We start from the raw sequence: 18,746 nt of genomic DNA on the forward strand, positions 1-18,746 counted from the left end.
TGAGAAACTCAGACGTCGATCTGGCCGGCGATTTGCTGGATGCGCAGGACCACGAATTCGGCCGGTTTCAACGGCGCGAAGCCGACCACGACGTTGACCACGCCCAGGTTGATGTCGTTCTGGGTGGTGGTGTCCTTGTCGCAGCGGACGAAGTAGGCGTCGCGCGGCGAACTGCCCTGGAACGCGCCCTGCCGGAACAGGTTGTGCATGAAGGCGCCGACGTTGAGGCGGATCTGCGCCCACAGCGGTTCGTCGTTGGGCTCGAACACCACCCATTTCAGGCCGCGGAACAGGCTCTCCTCGATGAACAAGGCGGTGCGACGCACCGGCGTGTATTTGTATTCGTCGGCGAGTTGGTCGGCGCCGCGCAGGGTGCGCGCGCCCCAGACCACGCGGCCGCTGGCCGGCATCGCGCGCAGGCAATTGATGCCGAGCGGGTTGAGCTCTCCGTTTTCGGCGTCGGTCAGCGGCACCGACAACTGCGGCACGCCGACCAGGGTCGCGTCGAGACCGGCCGGCGCTTTCCACACGCCGCGGCTGGCGTCGGTGCGGGCGAAGATGCCGGCGACCGCGCCGCAGGGAGCGAAGCTCTCGATGCCGTTGTCGCGCAGCAAGTTGGGCTGGCGCAGGCGCGGGAAGAAGATCGCGGCGTTGCGGCTCTTCGGGTCGGCGACGGTGTCCAGGCCGGCGATCGCCGCCTCCTTGCTGGTCCAGCCGCTAGGCGGATCGATCACATGGAAGGCGCGGCGCCGTTCGCAATAAGCGGTCGCGGCCGAGAGCACGATCGGTTCGGCGTCGAACTGGATGCCGTCGACGCTCTTGTACGGCGGAATGCACAGCAGGTTGAACAGGTCGGACTGTTCGAGCGCGTACAAGCCCTTTTTCAGCTGCATGCCCTGGTCGGGCAGGAAGTGCAGCGCGCCCAGGTGGCCGCCGTCGGAGGCGGCCTGGTCGGCCTCTTCGTATTTCACCGCCAGCGCCGCGCGCTTGGTCTCCCAGAGCGCGCGTGCGGCGTCGATATCGGCTTGCGACGCGCCGGCCTTGATCAGGTCGTCGAGCTCGGTCTTGGCATCGCCGACCTCGGCTTCGGCGGTGGTGATCGCATCGGTGCCGGCGCTGACCGAACCGGGCAAGGCGCCCTTGACCCGCACCAGGGCCGACTCGGATTCGAGTACCCGGTCGATGCGGCGCGGGCTTTCGACCACGGTGACGTTGAGATAGGTTTCCACCGCGCCGCCGGGGCTGGCGTCGCGTATGGTCAGGTTGAACAACGCGGAAGGGGCTACGCCGAAAGCCAGTGCGACCTCGGCGTTGGGCGAGGCGACGATCTCGCCGCGCAACTTGCCGCCCCAGGCGCCCTCGTAGGCGGCCTCCAGCGACAGTTCCTCGATCGTCAGCGGCGCGCGCGCGGGCGCGATGCTGGCCTTGGCCGCCTTCTGCACCGTTTGCGCGGTCGCACCGGGCTCTTCCGAAGCCCCTTTGGCGACCAGGGCGACCGCTTTGGCCGCGCTCTTCTCCGGGTCGTTGGGGTAGGTGTTGGCCTTGGTCTCGGCCGCCGTGGCCGCTGCGGCGGCGCTGTCGCCGGTGGCGGCAGCGACGACCGCGATCGCGGCCGCTTCGGCGGCGGGACTGGCGAAGCTGGCGGTGGTGGAGGCGTACAGGCGCACGATGATCGCCTGGCTGCCGCCGTTGAGGAAGAAATCGCGCACCGCGTAACCGAGCTGGCTCTGCAGCCACAGTCCTCCGTAACGACGTTCGAAGTCGCCGAAGCCGTTGATCACGATCGCTCGGTCGACCGGCCCGCGCCGGGCGCGTCCCACGAAGGCGGTGATCGAGGTCGCGACCCCGGTGATGGTGCGGACTCCGCTAGGAATCTCCTCGACGTAGACGCCCGGGTAGGTGAGCGCAGCTGGCATGACCATTCTCCTTGCTGGGTTCGTGGAATCACAATGCGGGGGGCATCGGTGCGCGGCCGAGCGAGTACAGCGTGGTGCCGTCGGGCAGGCGGCGCAGGCGCAGGGCGCCGTCGCCGACCAGCCGTTCGAGGGTCGCTTCGATGCGCGCGTGGGCGGTGACGTAGCGTTGCTGCGGCAACCACCATTGGACGATGCCGTCGAGCGTGTCGGCGGCGAGCGGATGCGCGCCGATGTAGCCGAGCACGGCGGCTTCGATTTCTGCGTCGCGTTCCTGCGCTCGCTCCGGCGTCGTCATTGCTGCGTTTCCTTGCTCCGACGAGGGATAGCAAGCAATCGTCGTGCCAACTTCTTCGCGGTTGCAGCGAGCGGCGAGGAAGTCGCGGCAAGGTCATGAAAAACGGAGCGAAGCCGGCTCGAAGGCGGCAGGGCGGCGTGGTATGCGGCCGAGGCCGGCGAAGGCATCCGGGTGCGCGCGCACCCACATCGCCGGGTGCGCGCGGACACCTGCGGCGTTCAGCCGATGCGCAGCCGGTCGCCGTGGATGCCGTGGCGCTTGAGCAGCTTGCCGAGGTGCCGGCGCTCGGTGCGCGAGATCTCGGCGGCGTGGCTGATGTTGCCCTTGGCCTGTTGCATCAGGCCGATCAGGTAGGTGCGCTCGAACACTTCGATCGCTCGGCGCTTGGCCGAGGCGAAACCTTGTTCGTGCGGGATCGGATCGACCGGCGTCGAGTCGACAGGCACCGATTCGACAAGCGCGGATGCAACAAGCGCCGATTCGGCATGCGCCCGCGCTTCGGCATGCGCCGTCGCATCGGTCAGGCTCAGTTCCTCCACGCCGATATCCAGCCGGTCCGAGCGCAGACAGGCGCGCAGGATCGCGTTCTCCAACTCGCGCACGTTGCCGGGCCAGCGTTGCCGGGCCAACGCCTGCAACGCCGCAGGACTCCATTCGCGCGGCGGCATGTCCTGGTCGCGCACGACCTCCCGCAGCAGATGCCGGGCGAGCAGGACGATGTCGTCACCGCGTTCGCGCAGCGGCGGAAGGGCCACATACAAGGCGTTAAGGCGATACAGCAAGTCGCGGCGGAAGTGCCCGGCCTCGACCGCCGCGAGCAGCGAGATATTGGTCGCCGCGACGATACGCACGTCGGCCACTCGCAGCGGCCGTTCGCCGATCGCGCGAAACTCGCCGTTCTGCAGGAAGCGCAGCAGGATGGTCTGCGCACGCGCGGACAGGGAGTCGATCTCGTCGAGGAACAAGGTGCCGCCGTTCGCATATTCGACCAATCCGGGCTCGCTGGTACGCGCATCGGTAAAGGCGCCGCGGCGATGGCCGAACAGTTCCGATTCGAGCAATGAATCGGGCAGGGCGCCGCAATTGACCGGAACGAACGGCCCCAGGCTGCGCGGGCTGGCGTAGTGGACCTCGCGCGCGGCCAATTCCTTGCCGGTACCGGTCTCGCCTTCGATCAGGATCGGGGCATTGCAGCCGGCGTAACGTCGCAGCAGGCGCCGGATGGCCTGCATCGGCTCGGACTCGCCGATCATCGACATAGACGGTCCCGTCGGCTTCGTTGCGGAAGTCCGTTGCATGACACATCTTCCTTGTCGCTTGGCTTCCGGCGCGGGCGTGCGACGCCGAAACGGGGGAGACGGGCCGCAGCCGCGGCCACCTGCTAGGGAACGTAAGCGATGGCGGACGGCGGCCAAACCGGGCGAGCGCCCAGGCCGTGGCCGTTCCGGCCCCCTCCCGCGTCGTGCGGCTGCCGCCTGCATCAAGGATGCGCAAACGCGTTGAAATTCGTCGAAAGCGCGAGGTAGCCGGTGCCATGACACCGCCCCGGGCCGTATCGGTCGGTTGCGCAGGCGTGCTGCGCGCGGCCTGTCCACGCTTGCGCGCACCGACGGCGACGACTAGCGTGTCGGCGGTCCGCGCTTCGCGCCGTTTCGAATCCATCTCATGACCTCCCGCCGTCGTTTCCTGCACAGCTCGTTGCTCGCCGCCACTTCCGCTGCCTTGCCTGCATTCGCCGCCACCGGGCAAGCCCCGGGGCGAGGCGGTACCGGTGCGAAGCTGGTGTCGACCTGGGACTTCGGCGTCGGCGCCAACCAGGCCGCCTGGCCGGTGCTCGCTGCCGGCGGCTCGGCGCTCGATGCGGTCGAGGCGGGCGCACGCTGGGCCGAAGCGGATTTGTGCAACAGCACCGTCGGCCGCTGCGGCAACCCCGACCGCGACGGCGTGCTGACCCTGGACGCCAGCATCATGGACGGCGACGGCCGTTGCGGCGCGGTCGCCGCGCTCGAAGATATCGCCCATCCGGTCAGCGTCGCGCGCCGGGTCATGGAGCGCACGCCGCACGTGTTGCTGGTCGGCGCCGGGGCGCAGCAGTTCGCGATCGAGCAGGGCTTCCCGAAGCAGGCCCTGCTGACCGACAAGGCCCGCGCGGCCTGGCAGGAATGGCGCAAGACCTCGAAGTACGAACCGAAGATCAACGCCGAGCGTCTCGACACCGCCAAGCCCGGCGACAGCAGCAACCACGACACCCTCGGTATTCTCGCCATCGACGCCAGCGGCAAGCTCGCCGGCGCCTGCACCACCAGCGGCATGGCCTGGAAACTGCACGGCCGGGTCGGCGACAGCCCCATCGTCGGTGCGGGGCTCTACGTCGACAACGAAGTCGGTGCCGCGACCGCGTCCGGCGTGGGCGAGGAAATGCTGCGCAACGCCGCGAGCTTCCTGGTGGTCGAGCTGATGCGGCAAGGCCGCAGCCCGGACGAGGCCTGCCGCGAGGCGATCGACCGCCTGGTGCGCAAGCGTCCGCAAGCGAGCAAGACCTTGCAGGTCTGTTTCCTGGCGATCAACAAGCACGGCGAAGTCGGCGCGCACGCGCTGCACCGCGGCTTCGTCTACGCGGTTTGCGATGCCGGCAAACGCGATGCCTTGCTCGACTCGCGTTCGGTCTACACGACCGAACAGACGTGAGCGGCGCGATGAGCCGGCGCAGCCTGGAAATCTCGGCGAATTCGCTGGGCTCGGCACTCGCCGCGCAAGCCGGCGGCGCCGACCGGGTCGAGCTGTGCGAGAACCTGGGCGAGGGCGGCACCACGCCGTCCTACGGCACGCTGGCGGTTGCCCGCGAGCGTCTGCGCATTCCGTTGTACGTGCTGATCCGCCCGCGCGGCGGCGACTTTCTCTACGACGACTCCGAGCTTGCGGTGATGCGTGCCGACGTCGAGGCCTGCGTGCGGCTCGGCTGCGACGGGGTAGTGATCGGCGCGCTCGACGCCGACGGCGAGGTCGATGCTGCGACCTGCCGCGAGCTGATCGCAGCGGCCGGATCGCTCGGCGTGACTTTCCATCGCGCCTTCGATGCGGCGCGCGACCAGGGCCGGGCGTTGGAAGCGGCGATCGCTCTGGGTTGCGAGCGGATCCTGACCTCGGGCGGCGCTGCCGACGCCTGGAACGGCGCCGACCGTATCGCGGCGCTGGTGGAGCAGGCGGCCGGGCGCATCGGCTTGATGGCCGGTGCCGGTGTCACCGTGCAGAACATCGTCGCGCTCGCGCAGCGCGCGGCAGTCGGCGAGCTGCACGCCTCGGCCAAGATGCCGAAGCGCTCGGCGATGCGCTATCGCAACGAGGCGTTGGCGGGGTTGTCGGCGGATTGGGAGCAGAGCGATGAGCAGCGGGTGCGAGAGTTGGTGCGCGCCTTGCTCGGTTAGTGGTGCATGATCTTCGGGGGGGCGAATCGCGCTCCTAGGGTAGGAACGGCGCGAGCCGCGACCGCGGTACTTCAATTTCTCGGCGCTACTGGACGTAGCTCCCTGTAGGAGCGGCGTAAGCCGCGACCAAGGGATGGGTAGAGGCTGCACGGCCGGTGTTATCGATCGAAGTCGCGAACTGTCGCCGGGTAGGAGCGGCGCGAGCCGCGACCGCGCCACCTCAGTTTCTCGGCGCTACTGGACGTGGCCCCGTGTAGGAGCGGCGTAAGCCGCGACCAAGGGATGGGTAGAGGCTGCACGGCCGGTGTTATCGATCGAAGTCGCGAACTCTTGCCGGGTAGGAGCGGCGCGAGCCGCGACCGCGCAACTCGCGGTTGGTGCGTTCCTTGCCGCAGAGCGATGAAGCAACATCAAGATCTAAAGCTTCCGCCCGCTGACGCGGCCGGGTTACTTTCTTTTGCTAAGCCCAAAAGAAAGGTAACCAAAGAAAAGGGCTTTCCCTGCAAGGGCACAGGCCACAAGTGCGATGCTGTCGCCGGGATTTTTCGATAGGACATCCTTGTCCTATCGAAAAACGCCGCACGTCCTGTGCGGCGCCCTCCGGGTCTCCAGGTGTTCTCGCAAGCTCGTCGCTGCGCCAAGCTCTTCACGGCAACGGCAACGGCAACGGCAACGGCAACGGCAACGGCAACGGCAACGGCAACGGCAACGGCAGGCACCTTCTTATGCTCTGCTTAGCCCTGGCCCTGGCCCTGGCCCTGGCCCTGGCCCTGACTCGCTTTCGCTTTCGCTTTTGTTGTGGCTGTGCGTCGTCCCGCACTCGCGAAGGCAATGGAAGACCCGGAGGGCGGCCCGCAAGGATGCGGGCCGTTTTTCATCGGGACAGGGATGTCCCGTATGAAAAAGCCCTGCGTTGGCATCGAACGTGCGGGCCTGTGATTCAAAACAAAAGCATTTTTCTTTGGTTACTTTCTTTTGTTGCTTATGACAAAAGAAAGTAACCCGCCGCTTTAGTGGCGGAAGCTTTTGGCGTTTGATCTTGATATTGCTTGAGCGATACGCCGCGAGATCGAAACGACGCGGTCGCGGCTTGTGATCGAAGGAAATCCAGCAGGACGCCGCTCCTACCCCAAAGCAGGCTCTTCCTCACGCTCGACGATTTCCCCCTGTAGGAGCGGCGTGAGCCGCGAGCGCGAATCGGGGTTGGCGTCGCAGACTGGAGGTCGGGTCGCGGCTTACGCCGCTCCTACATGAGGACAGCGGGGCAATCACAGCGGCGGACCTTGTTCTAAGGGTAGGAGCGGCGTGAGCCGCGACCGCGAACCGTGGGCAGCGCCGCAAGCCGGAGGTCGGGTCGCGGCTCGCGCCGCTCCTACCCAAGAGCGAGGCATCGCGGACGAGGGGCAGGGGCTGGGCTCGGCAGGCCGACCCGGTTCGCGCATCGCGCGCAGGCGGCGATGCCTTCGGCAGGCCGGCACGCAAAAATCGATTCGGGCAGGCCGAGGCCGCGCGGCCTTCACGGCTGTCGCCAGACTCGGCAAAACAATCACTTACCGGCGTATCGGCGACCGGCTCGTCGCGGCGACTGTGTACGCGGTCTCCCTAGCACACCCTCATTGCTGCGCCGCGTCATGCAACGCGGTCCCAGGTTGTGGTTAATTTAGATCGATCCAATTTGGGGGTTGGGTATGCCGGGGCGGTCTTTCGGGGCCATCCGGGCAGTTTACTTAGATCGAGAGAAAAGCCGTTTGAGACCAGGGAGCGGTCGCCATTGCAGTCCACTTTTTCTTGGGGAGCACCGCGAAGATGAGCCATTCCACCCTGCGACGCAGCGCACTGACCGGTGCTTTGTTGTCGATCCTGTTCGCGCCTGCCGTGGCGCAGGCGCAGTCCGCCGAGACGCCGGCCGGCCAGGCCAGCGCGGGCGCCGACGAGAGCAGCCGGGCGAACAAGCCAACCGAAATCGACAAGATCACCGTCACCGGCTCGCGCATCAAGCGCAGCGAGATCGAAGGACCGGCGCCGGTCTTCACCATCACCGCCGCGCAGATCGAGAAGGAAGGTTTCAACACCGTCTACGACGCGCTGACCACGCTGACCGAAGCCATGGGCACGGTCGAGTCCGACATCGCCTGGGGCCAGCACACGGTCAACGCCAGTCCGCTCAACCTGCGCAACATGGGCCCGGGTCGCAGCCTGCTGCTGATCAACGGCCGTCGCGTCGTCGATTATCCGCTGCCGTACCAGGGCAAGAGCAACTTCGCCAACTTCAACAACATCCCGACCGCGATCGTCGAGCGCATCGAAGTGCTCGCCAGCGGCGCCTCGGCGATCTACGGCTCCGATGCGGTCGCGGGCGTGATCAACGTGATCCTCAAGAAGGAATTCCAGGGCGACCAGGTCAAGATCCGCGGCGGCACCTCGACCCGCGGCGGCCGCGATTCGATGGACCTGTCCTGGGCCGGCGGCCGCAGCGGCGACAACTGGAACGTGACCTACGCATTGCAGTGGTTCCACCGCGAAGCGCTGCCGGCAAGCGAGCGCGAGTTCATGGACTCGGAATTCGATGCGCCGGCGACCTCGCTCAATCCGCAGGACCGCAAGGTCGGCGTGCTGCCGTCGGTCGGCATCCGCATGTTCAACGCCGGCACCGGCCAGCGCATGATGCCGCCGGCCGGCGCCTGCGATCAGTACGGTTCCGAGTTCTTCCTGCAGAACCGCCGTACCTATAACCGCAACAGCAACACCATCGGCAACACCGGCTGGCAGTGCGGCCAGAAGACGGCCTACCAGCACTGGACCCTGCGCAACGGCAGCGACGATCGCTCCGGTTACGTGTACGGCAACTACGATTTCGCCAACGGCATGCAGGGTTGGGTCACCGCTGGTGTGTGGAGCTCGCGCGGCACCAACATGACCTTCATGCCGGCATGGAGCTCGGGCGGCACTTACCACGACGTCGGCCTCAACGCCGATCTCGACCTGGTCAAGCGCTTCACTCCGCAGGAAATCGGCGGCGCCAAGGGCGGTTACACCCGCTCCGACGAGTTGTCCTGGGATCTGTCGGCCGGCCTGCGCGGCCAGTTCGGCGATCGTTTCGACTGGGACTTCAGCATCGGCCGCGCCGAATACACCGTCGACGAGAAGTTCCCGACCGTGCTGCTGGCCGAAGCCGACCGCTACTTCCTCGGCGCCAATCGCGATCGCATCGACCAGAACCGGTTGTGGAACCCGATCTCGCCGCAGGACTACGCCTCGATCACCACGCGCGGTAAGAACCGCGCCGAATCCTGGCTGACCTCGGCCAACTTCATCGTCAGCGGCGACCTGTTCGAAGGTTGGGCCGGCCCGATCGGCTTCGCCGCCCAGCTCGAAGCGGCCAAGCAGGGGTATAGCCTGGCGCCGGATCCGAACACCATCGGCGACAACCGCAAGTACGACCAGACCGCCAATCTCGATCTGGGTTCGGGTACGCGCAATCACTACGCCGCCGGCGTCGAGTTCAAGATTCCGCTGCTGGAGTCGCTGACCGCATCGCTGGCCGGCCGTTACGACAAGTACGACGCCGTATCCGGCGACGCCGCGTCGACCTACAACGCCGGCCTGGAATGGCGCCCCTTCAGCAACCTGTTGGTGCGCGGCACCTATGCGACCAGCTTCCGTGCGCCGGACATGCACTTCGTCTACGCCACGCCGAGCACCTCGGTCGCCGACCAGACCGATTACCTGAACTGCCTGCGCGCGGGCCAGCAGGGCAACTGCACCTGGGACGCCGGCTTCAAGGTCGAGGACGCGAACATCGCGCGCCAGGGCACGCCGAACCTGAATTACGAAACCGGTAATTCCTGGACCGCCGGCTTCGTCTGGGACATCACCGACGGCCTGTCGGTGTCGACCGACTACTGGCGCATCGAACTGGAAGACGAAATCGACGACGTCGGAGCCAACGACGTGCTGCTCGACGAGGCCTACTGCCTGACCGGCAAGACCCCGACCGGCGAGCCGCGCGTCAGCGCTCCGAGCGCGGACCGCTGCAAGCTGCAGATCGGCCGCGTCACCCGCGCCGCCGATCCGGACGGCGCCGGCCCGCTGCTGGGCCAGGTCACCGATATCCGCACCGGCCCGGTCAACCGCGCCGCGCGCAACGTCGAAGGCGTGGACGCGTCGTTGAAGTACCGCTTCACCACCGAGCGTTGGGGCGATTTCAGCCTGGGCCTGAACTACACCAACCTGCTCAAGCTCGAAACCCGCACCGACGCAAGCGAAGAGATGCAGGACAAGCGCAACGACGAACCGCGCAGCAAGTTCCGCGGCAGCGTCAACTGGCAGCGCGAGAAGTGGAACGCGACCGTCTACGCCGACCGCGTCGGCAGCGTGCCGAGCGTGCGCTTCAACGGCTGCCTGCCGTTCTCCGACGGCTACGTGCCCAACTCCGACAACTGCGTCGACAACGACTCGGCCAGCCCGACCTTCGGCCAGGCGACCAAGAAGTACTACGGCCGCGTCGGGCCGGCGATCACCTGGAACCTCAGCGCCGGCTATCAGATCACCGAGAAGGCCAAGGTCAACTTCTACGTCAGCAACATCTTCGACGAAGTCAACGAAGAGAAGGATCCGTACAAGAAGGACTTCGCCTTCATCGCCGACCGCATCTTCAGCCCGGTCGGCCGCGAGGTCGCCATCGAGTACGTGCTGGACTTCAACTAAGGCAGGCCAACCCGTCGCGGCGGCGCAACCGCGCCGCCGCGACGGAATCTCCCACACCACAGGCAGGGCAAGGCAACGATGACTCGCAATCCGGTACGGCGCAGGCGCGGTTTGGTTTCGGTTTTCGACGGCAAGGCCTGGCCGATCGCCGCGGCACTGAACCTGGCGCTCGCCGGCGTGCTGAATGCCCATGCCGCCACGCCCAGCCGCGATCCGGCGAGCGAGGTCAACACCTTCATCGGTAGCAAGGACGACGGCAACACCTTTCCGGGCGCGAGCGCACCGTTCGGCCTGATCCAGATCAGCCCGATCGGCGATCACTACAGCGGCTGGCGTTACGACGATCCGAAGATCCGCGGCTTCGGCCACTCTTTCATCTCCGGCGCGGGTTGTTGGGAGCAGGGCGGTCAGCTGTCGGTGCTGCCGACCACCGGCGAGATCGGCCCGGGCAAGCGTTTCGACACCAAAGAATTCAAGTCCTTCGATCAGAAGGCCTATGCATCCGGCTATACCCACGACGGCGAAGTCGGCCAGGCCGGCTATTACAAGGTGCGCCTGACCGGCGAAGCTGCCGGCCCCATCGACGCCGAGGCGACCGCGCTGACGCGCGCCGCGGCCGAGCGCTACACCTTTCCGGCCGGCGCCAAGCAGGGCACGATCCTGGTCAACACCGGCCAGGCCAACGAGCGTCATCTCGTCGTCGGCAGCAGCGTGCAGGTGATCGGCGACCGCGTCGTCGAAGGCAAGATAGTCACCAAGAGCTTCTGCGGCGGCCAGCAATACACGACCTGGTACCGCATGGAGTTCGACCGCCCCTTCGCCAGCTTCGGCACCTGGGACGAAACCGGCGGTCACGCCGGCGGCCGCGCCAGCATGCAGGGCGACACGCGCCCGCACGGCGCCTGGTTCACCTTCGATACCAAGGACGGCCGCGCGGTCAGCGCGGTCAGCGCGATCTCGCACGTCGATGCCGAAGGTGCGCGCCGCAACCTGCGCGACGAAGGCATGAAGAACGGCAAGCTGCTGAGCTTCGATGCGATGCGCAAGCAGGCGCAGGACGGCTGGCGTAAGGAACTGGACTCGGTGCGGGTCAGCGGCGGCAGCGCCGACGACCGCGTCGTGTTCTACACCGCGCTGTACCACTCGCTGCTGCAGCCGCTGACCGGCAGCGACAGCGACGGCCGTTACCGCGGCTACGACACCGAAATTCACAAGGCCGAAGGCTGGACCTACTACGAGTACTTCTCGCTGTGGGACACCTATCGCTCGCAGAACCAGTTGCTGGCCATGCTGCGTCCGCAGCGTGCACGCGACATCGCCAACTCCATGCTCAAGATCCACGAACAGAACGGCTGGCTGCCGCGCTGGGGCTACGCCAACTACGACAGCAACGTCATGACCGGCGACCCGGCGACGCCGTTCATGGTCGATCTGTGGCGTTTCGGCGCGCTCGAAGGCCGCGAGCAGCAGGCCTATAAGGCCTTGCGCGAGAACGCCTACGGCACGCCGCCGGCGCTGGTGCGCAGCAACGGCCGCGCCGGCAATCCGAGCTATCTGGAGCGCGGTTTCGTCCAGTACGACCGTGCCTTCCCGGCCAAGAGCATGGACGTCGATCCGCACCACGGTGGTTCCTCGACCCTGGAATACGCACTGGCCGATTGCTCCTTGTCGCAGATGGCCGACGCCCTCGGCCAAAGCGCCGACGCAGCGACCTTGCGCGAACGCGGCCGCAACTGGCGCAAGGTCTGGGACGCCGAGGCGGCCGATCCGGAGCTGGGTTTCCGCGGCTTCCCGCGTCCGCGCCTGGACGACGGCCAGTTCTACGTCGAGGCCGACGGCGGCTACAGCCCACGTTCGCACCACGGCTTCCACGAAGGCACGGCCTGGCAGTACCAGTGGCTGGTGCAGCAGGATATGCCCGGCCTGGTCGCGGCGATGGGCGGCAATGAGCAGACCGGCAAGCGCCTGGATGCGTTCTTCGCCTACGACCAACTCGTCGCCGACCCGCTCAATGCGGCGCGCAAGCAGTGGGTGGTCGGGCCTTACAGCTATTACAACCAATACCGTTACAACCCGAATAACGAGCCCGATCTGCACAGCCCGTGGATGTACACGCTGATCGGCCAGCCGTGGAAGACCACGGCGGTGCTGCGCTCGGCGCAGGCCTTGTTCACCAACGCGCCGAACGGCGTCACCGGCAACGACGACCTCGGCACGATGTCGGCCTGGTATCTGTTCAGCGCGATCGGCCTGTACCCGGCAGTGCCCGGCACCGGCGAACTGCTGCTGCACACGCCGCGTTTCGAAAAGGTCGAGCTCGACCTGGGGCAGGGCAAGACCCTGACGATCGAAGCGCCCGGCGCGGACGGCCGCGGCCTGCAGTACGTGCAGTCGGCCAGCTTCGACGGCAAGCCGCAGGACCGGGTCTGGCTGGATTGGGCGAAGTTGCGCAACGGCGGCACTTTGCGTTTTGCGCTCGACAAGACGCCGCCGACCGCAGGTTGGGGCACGAAGGCGGAGGCGCTGCCGAAGTCGGCCTGCGCGTCGCCGCAGTGATGGGTTCGATGCGGTGAAGTTTCGGTAATGACGTCATGGCGGCGAGGCCATGAGGGTGAAGTCGAGGCGCTGAAGTCCGGCCTGGGTTCGTCCGTTTCCAGACCGTCGTCCCCGCGAAGGCGGGGATCCAGGGCCTTACTGCGTTATAGCTCTGAAGTCTCTGTATCCCCGCCTTCGCGGGGATGACGAACTTCAGGGCGGCATGGCAGTGCAGATCCGCGATCCCAGCCTCGGCCGGGGGCGCGGAACTCAAAGCGGCAGTTGATTCGAAGCAGTTCGAGGAAACCGATTCGATGAAAGACGCATTGGCGAAGATGGGACGTTCGAAACTGCGCGTGGCGATGCTGAGCCTGGTCGGCGCGGCGATCGGCCTGGCGCCGTTGGCGCACGCCGACGAGGTTCCGCTGGCCGGTGCGAGCAAGGTCGCCGCCAATGCCGGCACGGCGCTGGCCGCGCCCGAACTGGTGCCGCTGCCGGCGAAGCTGCTGCGCGGCGAGGGCGAGTTCGTTCTCGACGCTACGACCACGCTCTATGCCAACAACGCCGAAGCGCGCGCCATTGCCCAGTTGCTGCGCGACGAACTGATCGCGACCCAGGACCTGACCCTGCCGTTGCGCAGCGGCGCGCCGCGCGTGCACAAGGGCGAGGCCGACCCCAGCCGCTATGTGCAGTTGGTCGCCGAGCCGGTCGCCGCCCATGCCGATGCGCGCTCGAAAGAGCGTTACACCCTGGAAATCACCGCGCGCGGCATCCGTCTGTCCGGCCCGCCGGCGGGTTTGTTCTACGGCTATCAATCGCTGCGCCAGTTGTTGCCGGCAGCGCGCAGCGCGCAAGCATTGCGCTTGCCCGCGTTGAGTATCGAGGACCAGCCGCGCTTCGTTTATCGCGGCATGCACCTCGACGTCGGTCGGCATATGTACCCGGTCGCCTTCATCAAGCGTTATGTCGACCTGATGGCGCAGTACAAGCTCAATACGTTTCACTGGCACCTGACCGAGGACCAGGGCTGGCGCATCGAGATCAAGCGCTATCCGAAGCTGACCAAGATCGGCGCGCAGCGCAAGGAAACCGTGCTCGGCCGCAACATCGATCCCTATGTCGGCGACGGCAAGCCTTACGGCGGTTTTTACACCCAGGACGAAGTGCGCGAGGTCGTGGCCTACGCCAAGGCCCGCCACATCATGGTGATCCCGGAAATCGAGATGCCGGGCCACTCGTTGGCCGCGCTGGCCGCATACCCGGAACTGGCCTGCACGCCGGGGCCGTTCGAGGTCGGCAGCAACTGGGGCGTGTACGACGACATCTATTGCCCGAAAGAAGAGACCTTCAAGTTCCTCGAGAACGTGCTCGACGAAGTGGTGGCGCTGTTCCCGGCGCCCTACCTGCACATCGGCGGCGACGAAGCGCCGAAGACGCGTTGGCAGAGCAGCGAAGTCGCGCAGGCTGTGATCCGCCGCGAAGGCCTGAAGGACGAACACGAGTTGCAGAGCTACTTCATCCAGCGCATGGAGAAGTTCCTGCATTCGCGCGGCAAGCGCATCATCGGCTGGGACGAGATCCTCGAAGGCGGCCTGGCGCCGGACGCGACGGTGATGTCCTGGCGCGGCGAAGCCGGCGGCATCGCCGCGGCGCGCCAGGGGCACGACGTCATCATGACCCCGACGCAGTGCTGCTATTTCGACTACGGCCAGGGCCCGGCGCGGCATGAGCAGTGGAACCTCGGCGGCGAGCTGAGCCTGGACAAGGTCTACGGTTACGACCCGGTGCCGAAGGAACTCGATGCCGCGCAGGCCAAGCACGTGCTCGGCGTGCAGGGTAACGTCTGGAGCGAGTACCTCAAGACCGAGGCGATGGTCGAGTACATGGTGTTCCCGCGCATGCTCGCCCTGGCCGAAGTCGCCTGGACGCCGCAGGGCGACCGCGATTTCGCCGATTTCCAACAGCGCTTGCGCGGGCAGTTTCCGCGTCTGGACCGCGAACAGGTCGGCTACCGCATCTCGGCGCCGGCCGGGCTGAAGGACGTGACGCAGGTACAGGGCCAGGGCGCGCCCGACGAATTCGTGCAGGTGTTCGAGCTGACCGCATCGGTGCCGGGCGCGACCATCCGCTACACCGTCGACGGCAGCGAGCCGAGCGATGCCTCGCCGGCTTACGCAGGCCCGATCGAACTGCGCGTGCCGCTCGACCAGGTACGCAGCTTGCGCACCGTCACCGTGCTCGGCAACGGCCGTCGCAGCGGCGTGCACAGCGCGCAGGTGCAGTACCGCAGCTATCGCGGGGCGGTGGCGCCGCCCAAGCGCAAGAGCGCGGGTTTGAGCTATCGCCTGTACGAAGGCCAGTTCTCCACTCTCGACGAGTTCGAAGCCGCGGCCGCGCCGGTCGAGCAGGGCGTCGCGACCTCTCTGGACCTGGCGCCGTATGCGCGGCAAAGCCGCTACGGTCTGCAGTACGAAGGACTGATCGAAGTGCCGGCCGACGGCGTGTATCGCTTCGCCTTGCAGGGCGACGACCGTTCGGCCTTGTACGTCGACGGCGAGCGGGTCATCCGCAACGACAGTTACGACCAGACCCTGGAAGGTTCGCTGCCGCTGCGCCGAGGCTGGCATCGTCTGCGCCTGGCCTGGTACCAGCGTGGCGGCGGGCAGAGTCTGCGCTTGCGTTGGGCCGCGCCGGGACAGACGCTGCAGGATCTCGATGTGAAGGGTGCGGTGCATTGATGCGCGCCGCGCCGTTCGCATCGCTAGTTCGACGAAGTGCGGGTGGATTTTTTTTGCCCTTTTTTTAGATCGATCCAAATAGAGAACGCCACAAAAACGCCACAGCAGCTCGACACAGAGCACGAACGTAACCTTGGCCGAGGGTTCGGCCGCGATTGGGAGGGGTAGCAGGTGAACCACAATCAGCACCGCAACGAGCGCCAGCATCCGAGCCGCACGCCGACGGAACGCCGCCGCGCACACAGGAACGTCTTGACCGCGGCGATGCTCGTCGCCTTGTATCTGCCGTTCGCCGCGGCAGCGCAGGAAGCGACCGCGCAGGACCCGGCGGCCGCGGCCGGCGAGGTCAAGTCGATCGACAAGATCACCGTCACCGGTTCGCGGATCAAGCGCGCCGAAGTCGAAGGCCCGGCGCCGGTCACGGTGATCAGCGCCGACCAGATCAAGCGCGAAGGCTTCTCGACCGTGTACGAGGCGCTGAGCACCCTGACCGAGGTCACCGGCTCCGTGCAGGCCGACGTCAACAAGGGCCCGACGCCGAACGCCAGCCCGCTCAACATGCGCAATCTCGGGCCGGGGCGCACCCTGCTGCTGATCGACGGGCGCCGCGTCGCCGATTACCCGCTGCCCTATGAGGGCCGCGGCAACTTCGCCAATTTCAACAACATCCCCATGGCCGCGGTCGAGCGCATCGAAGTGCTGGCCAGCGGCGGCTCGGCGATCTACGGTTCCGACGCGATGGCGGGCGTGATCAACGTCATCATGAAGAAGAACTTCAATGGCGACGAAGTGCGCATCAAGGGCGGCACCACCACCCGCGGCGGCGGCGATTCCTTCGACCTGTCGTGGACCGGTGGCCGCACCGGCGACAAGTGGAGCGCGACCTACGGCGTGCAGTGGAGCGGCCGCGAAACTTTGTTCGCCGGCGACCGCGAGTTCGTCGACTCCGACCTCGAGCCGGCCAACACGGTCAAGCCGCTGGTCAACGATCCCTGGCCGTGGGTCTGGGGCGTGGAACTGATCGACAGCGCCAGCAAGCGCCGCGTGACGCCGCCGACCGGCGCCTGCGACCGCTTCCAGGACTTGCCGCTGCACAACTTCATCGGCAACGAGGGCAATGCCCCCGAGTTCCCCGGCTACAGCTGCACCCAGGGCAAGGGCAACGCCTTGTGGAGCCTGCGCAACGGGTCCAACAACGTCTCGGCCTTCGGCAATTTCAGCTACGACTTCGACAACGGCATGCAGGCCTGGGTCAGCGCCTCGTTGTGGGACAGCGAAGGCGAGTCGCGCCAGGACGAGGCCCTGCGCTTCGAGTTGAACCGAGGCGGCGCCTTCTATGACCAGGGCACCGGCCGCAGCTACCAGGCGCGTCGCGCCTTCACCGTGCCCGAGGCCGGCGGCCGCGATCCGTTCCTGTTCTACACCAACGAACGCTCCTGGGACCTGGCCGGCGGTCTGCGCGGCCGCTTCGGCGAAAGGTTCAACTGGGACGCCACCGTCGGCCGCACCGAGTACAAGGTCGACTTCAGCTTCCCCTCGGTGGTGCAGAGCGCGGTCGACGAGTATTTCCTCGGGCCGCAGCTGGGCACGAATGGCGGCTTGCCGGCCTATCGCTTGAACCAGGATCGTTTCTGGAACCCGATGGACATGGCGACCTTCCAGCGCTTGACCACCCACGGCCATTCCAGTGCCAAGTCGTGGATGAACCAGGCCCAGTTCGCGGTCAACGGCGACTTGTTCGACTTGCCGGCCGGCCCGGTCGGTTTCGCCGCGGTGTTGGAAGCGGGCTCGCAAGGCTATCGTCTGAGCCCCGATCCGCTGACCTTCGGCCCCAACAAGCAGTACGACCAGCCCGGCGGTACCAACCAGGGCGGCGGCGACCGCAAGCGTTATGCGATCGGCGTCGAGTTCAAGTTGCCGCTGTTCGAATCGCTGGACCTGACCACCGCCGGCCGTTTCGATCGCTACGACGACGACAGCCGCAAGGAAGGCAACTTCACCTGGAACGCCGGCCTAGAATGGCGCCCGATCGAAAGCCTGCTGCTGCGCGGCGCCTACAACACCACCTTCCGCGCGCCGGACATGCATTACCTGTTCGCCACCAGCGGCACCGGCACCCAGGAAAGCGCCGACGTCGCTTCGTGCATCAAGCGCAATCAGGGCCCGAACTGCGGCTCGGCGTCGGTGTATTACCGTCACGCCACCAGCCGCACCGGTAACCTCAAGCTCGACAGTGAGACCGGCAAGTCCTGGAGTGCGGGTCTGGTCTGGGATGCGACCGACAACCTGTCGTTCAGTGCCGACTATTGGCGCATGACCATCGACAACCAGGTGCGCGATTTCGACATCGCCGACATCCTCGACCTGGAAAGCCAGTGCATCAACGGCGTTCCGCGCAGGTCGTCGGATCGGATGCAGGTCGCGCCGGGCTCGTCGACGTGTTCGAGCATCCTCTCGCGCGTGAGCCGCAGCAGCCCGGGCACCAACGCCTTCGGCGTCGCCGATCCCAACTATCCCTTGGGCCAGGTGACCTCGGTGCGCAGCGGCCCGATCAACATCGCCTACCGCGAAGTCGCGGGCGTCGACGTGTCGGCCCGCTACAAGCTGCCGGCGACGGCCTGGGGCGACTTCAGCTTCGCGCTCAACTACACGAACCAGTTGAAGAACAACGAGCAGCGCGACCCGGGCGCGCCGATGCAGGAAAACCGCGACAACGATGTGCGCACCTTCGCCCGTGCCAGCGCCAGCTGGTCGCGCGGGCCGTGGAACGCCACCCTGTTCGCCAATCGCATCGGCCACACCAACGGCGACAACTACAACCGTTGCGCACCGATCATGCCGGGGCAAACCTCGACGGAATGCCGGATGGTCGGCAAGCTGAAGGCGCCGATCTACTTCAACCTGACCGCCGGCTACCAGCTGACCGAACAGGCCCGGGTCAACCTGTACATCGACAACCTGTTCGACGAAGCCGAGTACAAGGACCCCTACAAGATGTTCTTCATCTACGCCAACGAACGGGTGTTCTCGCGCGTGGGCCGCGAAATCTCGGCCGAGTTCGTTTACAAGTTCGATTGATGCAGGCTTGACCGATGCAGGTCCGACCGATGCGGTCGGTATCGATGCATCG

The 18,746-nt window shown here is 66.6% G+C and carries 8 protein-coding genes and 1 pseudogene; 6 read left to right on the forward strand and 3 right to left on the reverse strand.

Annotation, left to right across the window (positions count from 1 at the left end; translation table 11 throughout):
• Positions 1–8: 8 nt before the first annotated feature.
• The 3 genes from LC490_RS10705 to LC490_RS10715 all read right to left on the reverse strand — a co-directional run bounded on the left by LC490_RS10705 (position 9) and on the right by LC490_RS10715 (position 3,470).
• Positions 9–1,916, reverse strand: a complete 1,908-nt coding sequence (locus LC490_RS10705) for a phage tail sheath subtilisin-like domain-containing protein (protein ID WP_031372342.1) — start codon at positions 1,914–1,916, stop codon at positions 9–11.
• A 28-nt stretch (positions 1,917–1,944) separates the two neighbouring features.
• Positions 1,945–2,211 (reverse strand): hypothetical protein, encoded by a 267-nt coding sequence (locus LC490_RS10710; RefSeq protein ID WP_031372343.1) that lies wholly within the window; start codon positions 2,209–2,211, stop codon positions 1,945–1,947.
• A gap of 218 nt (positions 2,212–2,429) precedes the next feature.
• The gene (locus tag LC490_RS10715; RefSeq protein ID WP_223620180.1) at positions 2,430–3,470 is read right to left on the reverse strand and encodes a sigma-54 dependent transcriptional regulator; all 1,041 of its coding nucleotides are present in this window, start codon (positions 3,468–3,470) and stop codon (positions 2,430–2,432) included.
• A gap of 406 nt (positions 3,471–3,876) precedes the next feature.
• Between LC490_RS10715 and LC490_RS10720 the strand changes: the two genes are divergently transcribed.
• The 6 genes and pseudogenes from LC490_RS10720 (at position 3,877) to LC490_RS10745 (ending at position 18,694) form a co-directional block, all read left to right on the forward strand.
• On the forward strand, positions 3,877–4,899 hold the full coding sequence (locus LC490_RS10720; protein ID WP_031372345.1) for a N(4)-(beta-N-acetylglucosaminyl)-L-asparaginase: 1,023 nt from the start codon (positions 3,877–3,879) through the stop codon (positions 4,897–4,899).
• An 8-nt stretch (positions 4,900–4,907) separates the two neighbouring features.
• The gene (locus tag LC490_RS10725) at positions 4,908–5,636 is read left to right on the forward strand and encodes a copper homeostasis protein CutC (RefSeq protein ID WP_031372346.1); all 729 of its coding nucleotides are present in this window, start codon (positions 4,908–4,910) and stop codon (positions 5,634–5,636) included.
• Between the two features lie 1,806 nt (positions 5,637–7,442).
• The gene (locus tag LC490_RS10730) at positions 7,443–10,343 is read left to right on the forward strand and encodes a TonB-dependent receptor (protein WP_031372271.1); all 2,901 of its coding nucleotides are present in this window, start codon (positions 7,443–7,445) and stop codon (positions 10,341–10,343) included.
• Between the two features lie 204 nt (positions 10,344–10,547).
• A pseudogene (locus LC490_RS10735) lies at positions 10,548–12,899 on the forward strand (GH92 family glycosyl hydrolase); the annotation flags it as partial.
• Between the two features lie 293 nt (positions 12,900–13,192).
• Positions 13,193–15,616, forward strand: a complete 2,424-nt coding sequence (locus tag LC490_RS10740; protein ID WP_223620181.1) for a family 20 glycosylhydrolase — start codon at positions 13,193–13,195, stop codon at positions 15,614–15,616.
• 171 nt (positions 15,617–15,787) lie between these two features.
• Positions 15,788–18,694: a TonB-dependent receptor gene (locus tag LC490_RS10745; RefSeq protein ID WP_223620182.1), complete on the forward strand. Its 2,907-nt coding sequence runs from the start codon at positions 15,788–15,790 to the stop codon at positions 18,692–18,694.
• Positions 18,695–18,746: the final 52 nt, after the last annotated feature.

It is taken from the genome of Lysobacter sp. ESA13C, assembly GCF_019970005.1.
Classification (GTDB): Bacteria; Pseudomonadota; Gammaproteobacteria; order Xanthomonadales; family Xanthomonadaceae; genus Lysobacter; species Lysobacter antibioticus_B.

Bases quoted from the DNA above. Each gene is read 5' to 3' on its own strand.
- LC490_RS10720 (WP_031372345.1), top strand. From the start codon at position 3,877: ATGACCTCCCGCCGTCGTTTCCTGCACAGCTCGTTGCTCGCCGCCACT.
- LC490_RS10725 (WP_031372346.1), top strand. From the start codon at position 4,908: ATGAGCCGGCGCAGCCTGGAAATCTCGGCGAATTCGCTGGGCTCGGCA.
- LC490_RS10730 (WP_031372271.1), top strand. From the start codon at position 7,443: ATGAGCCATTCCACCCTGCGACGCAGCGCACTGACCGGTGCTTTGTTG.
- LC490_RS10705 (WP_031372342.1), bottom strand. From the start codon at position 1,916: ATGCCAGCTGCGCTCACCTACCCGGGCGTCTACGTCGAGGAGATTCCT.
- LC490_RS10710 (WP_031372343.1), bottom strand. From the start codon at position 2,211: ATGACGACGCCGGAGCGAGCGCAGGAACGCGACGCAGAAATCGAAGCC.
- LC490_RS10740 (WP_223620181.1), top strand. From the start codon at position 13,193: ATGAAAGACGCATTGGCGAAGATGGGACGTTCGAAACTGCGCGTGGCG.
- LC490_RS10715 (WP_223620180.1), bottom strand. From the start codon at position 3,470: ATGTCGATGATCGGCGAGTCCGAGCCGATGCAGGCCATCCGGCGCCTG.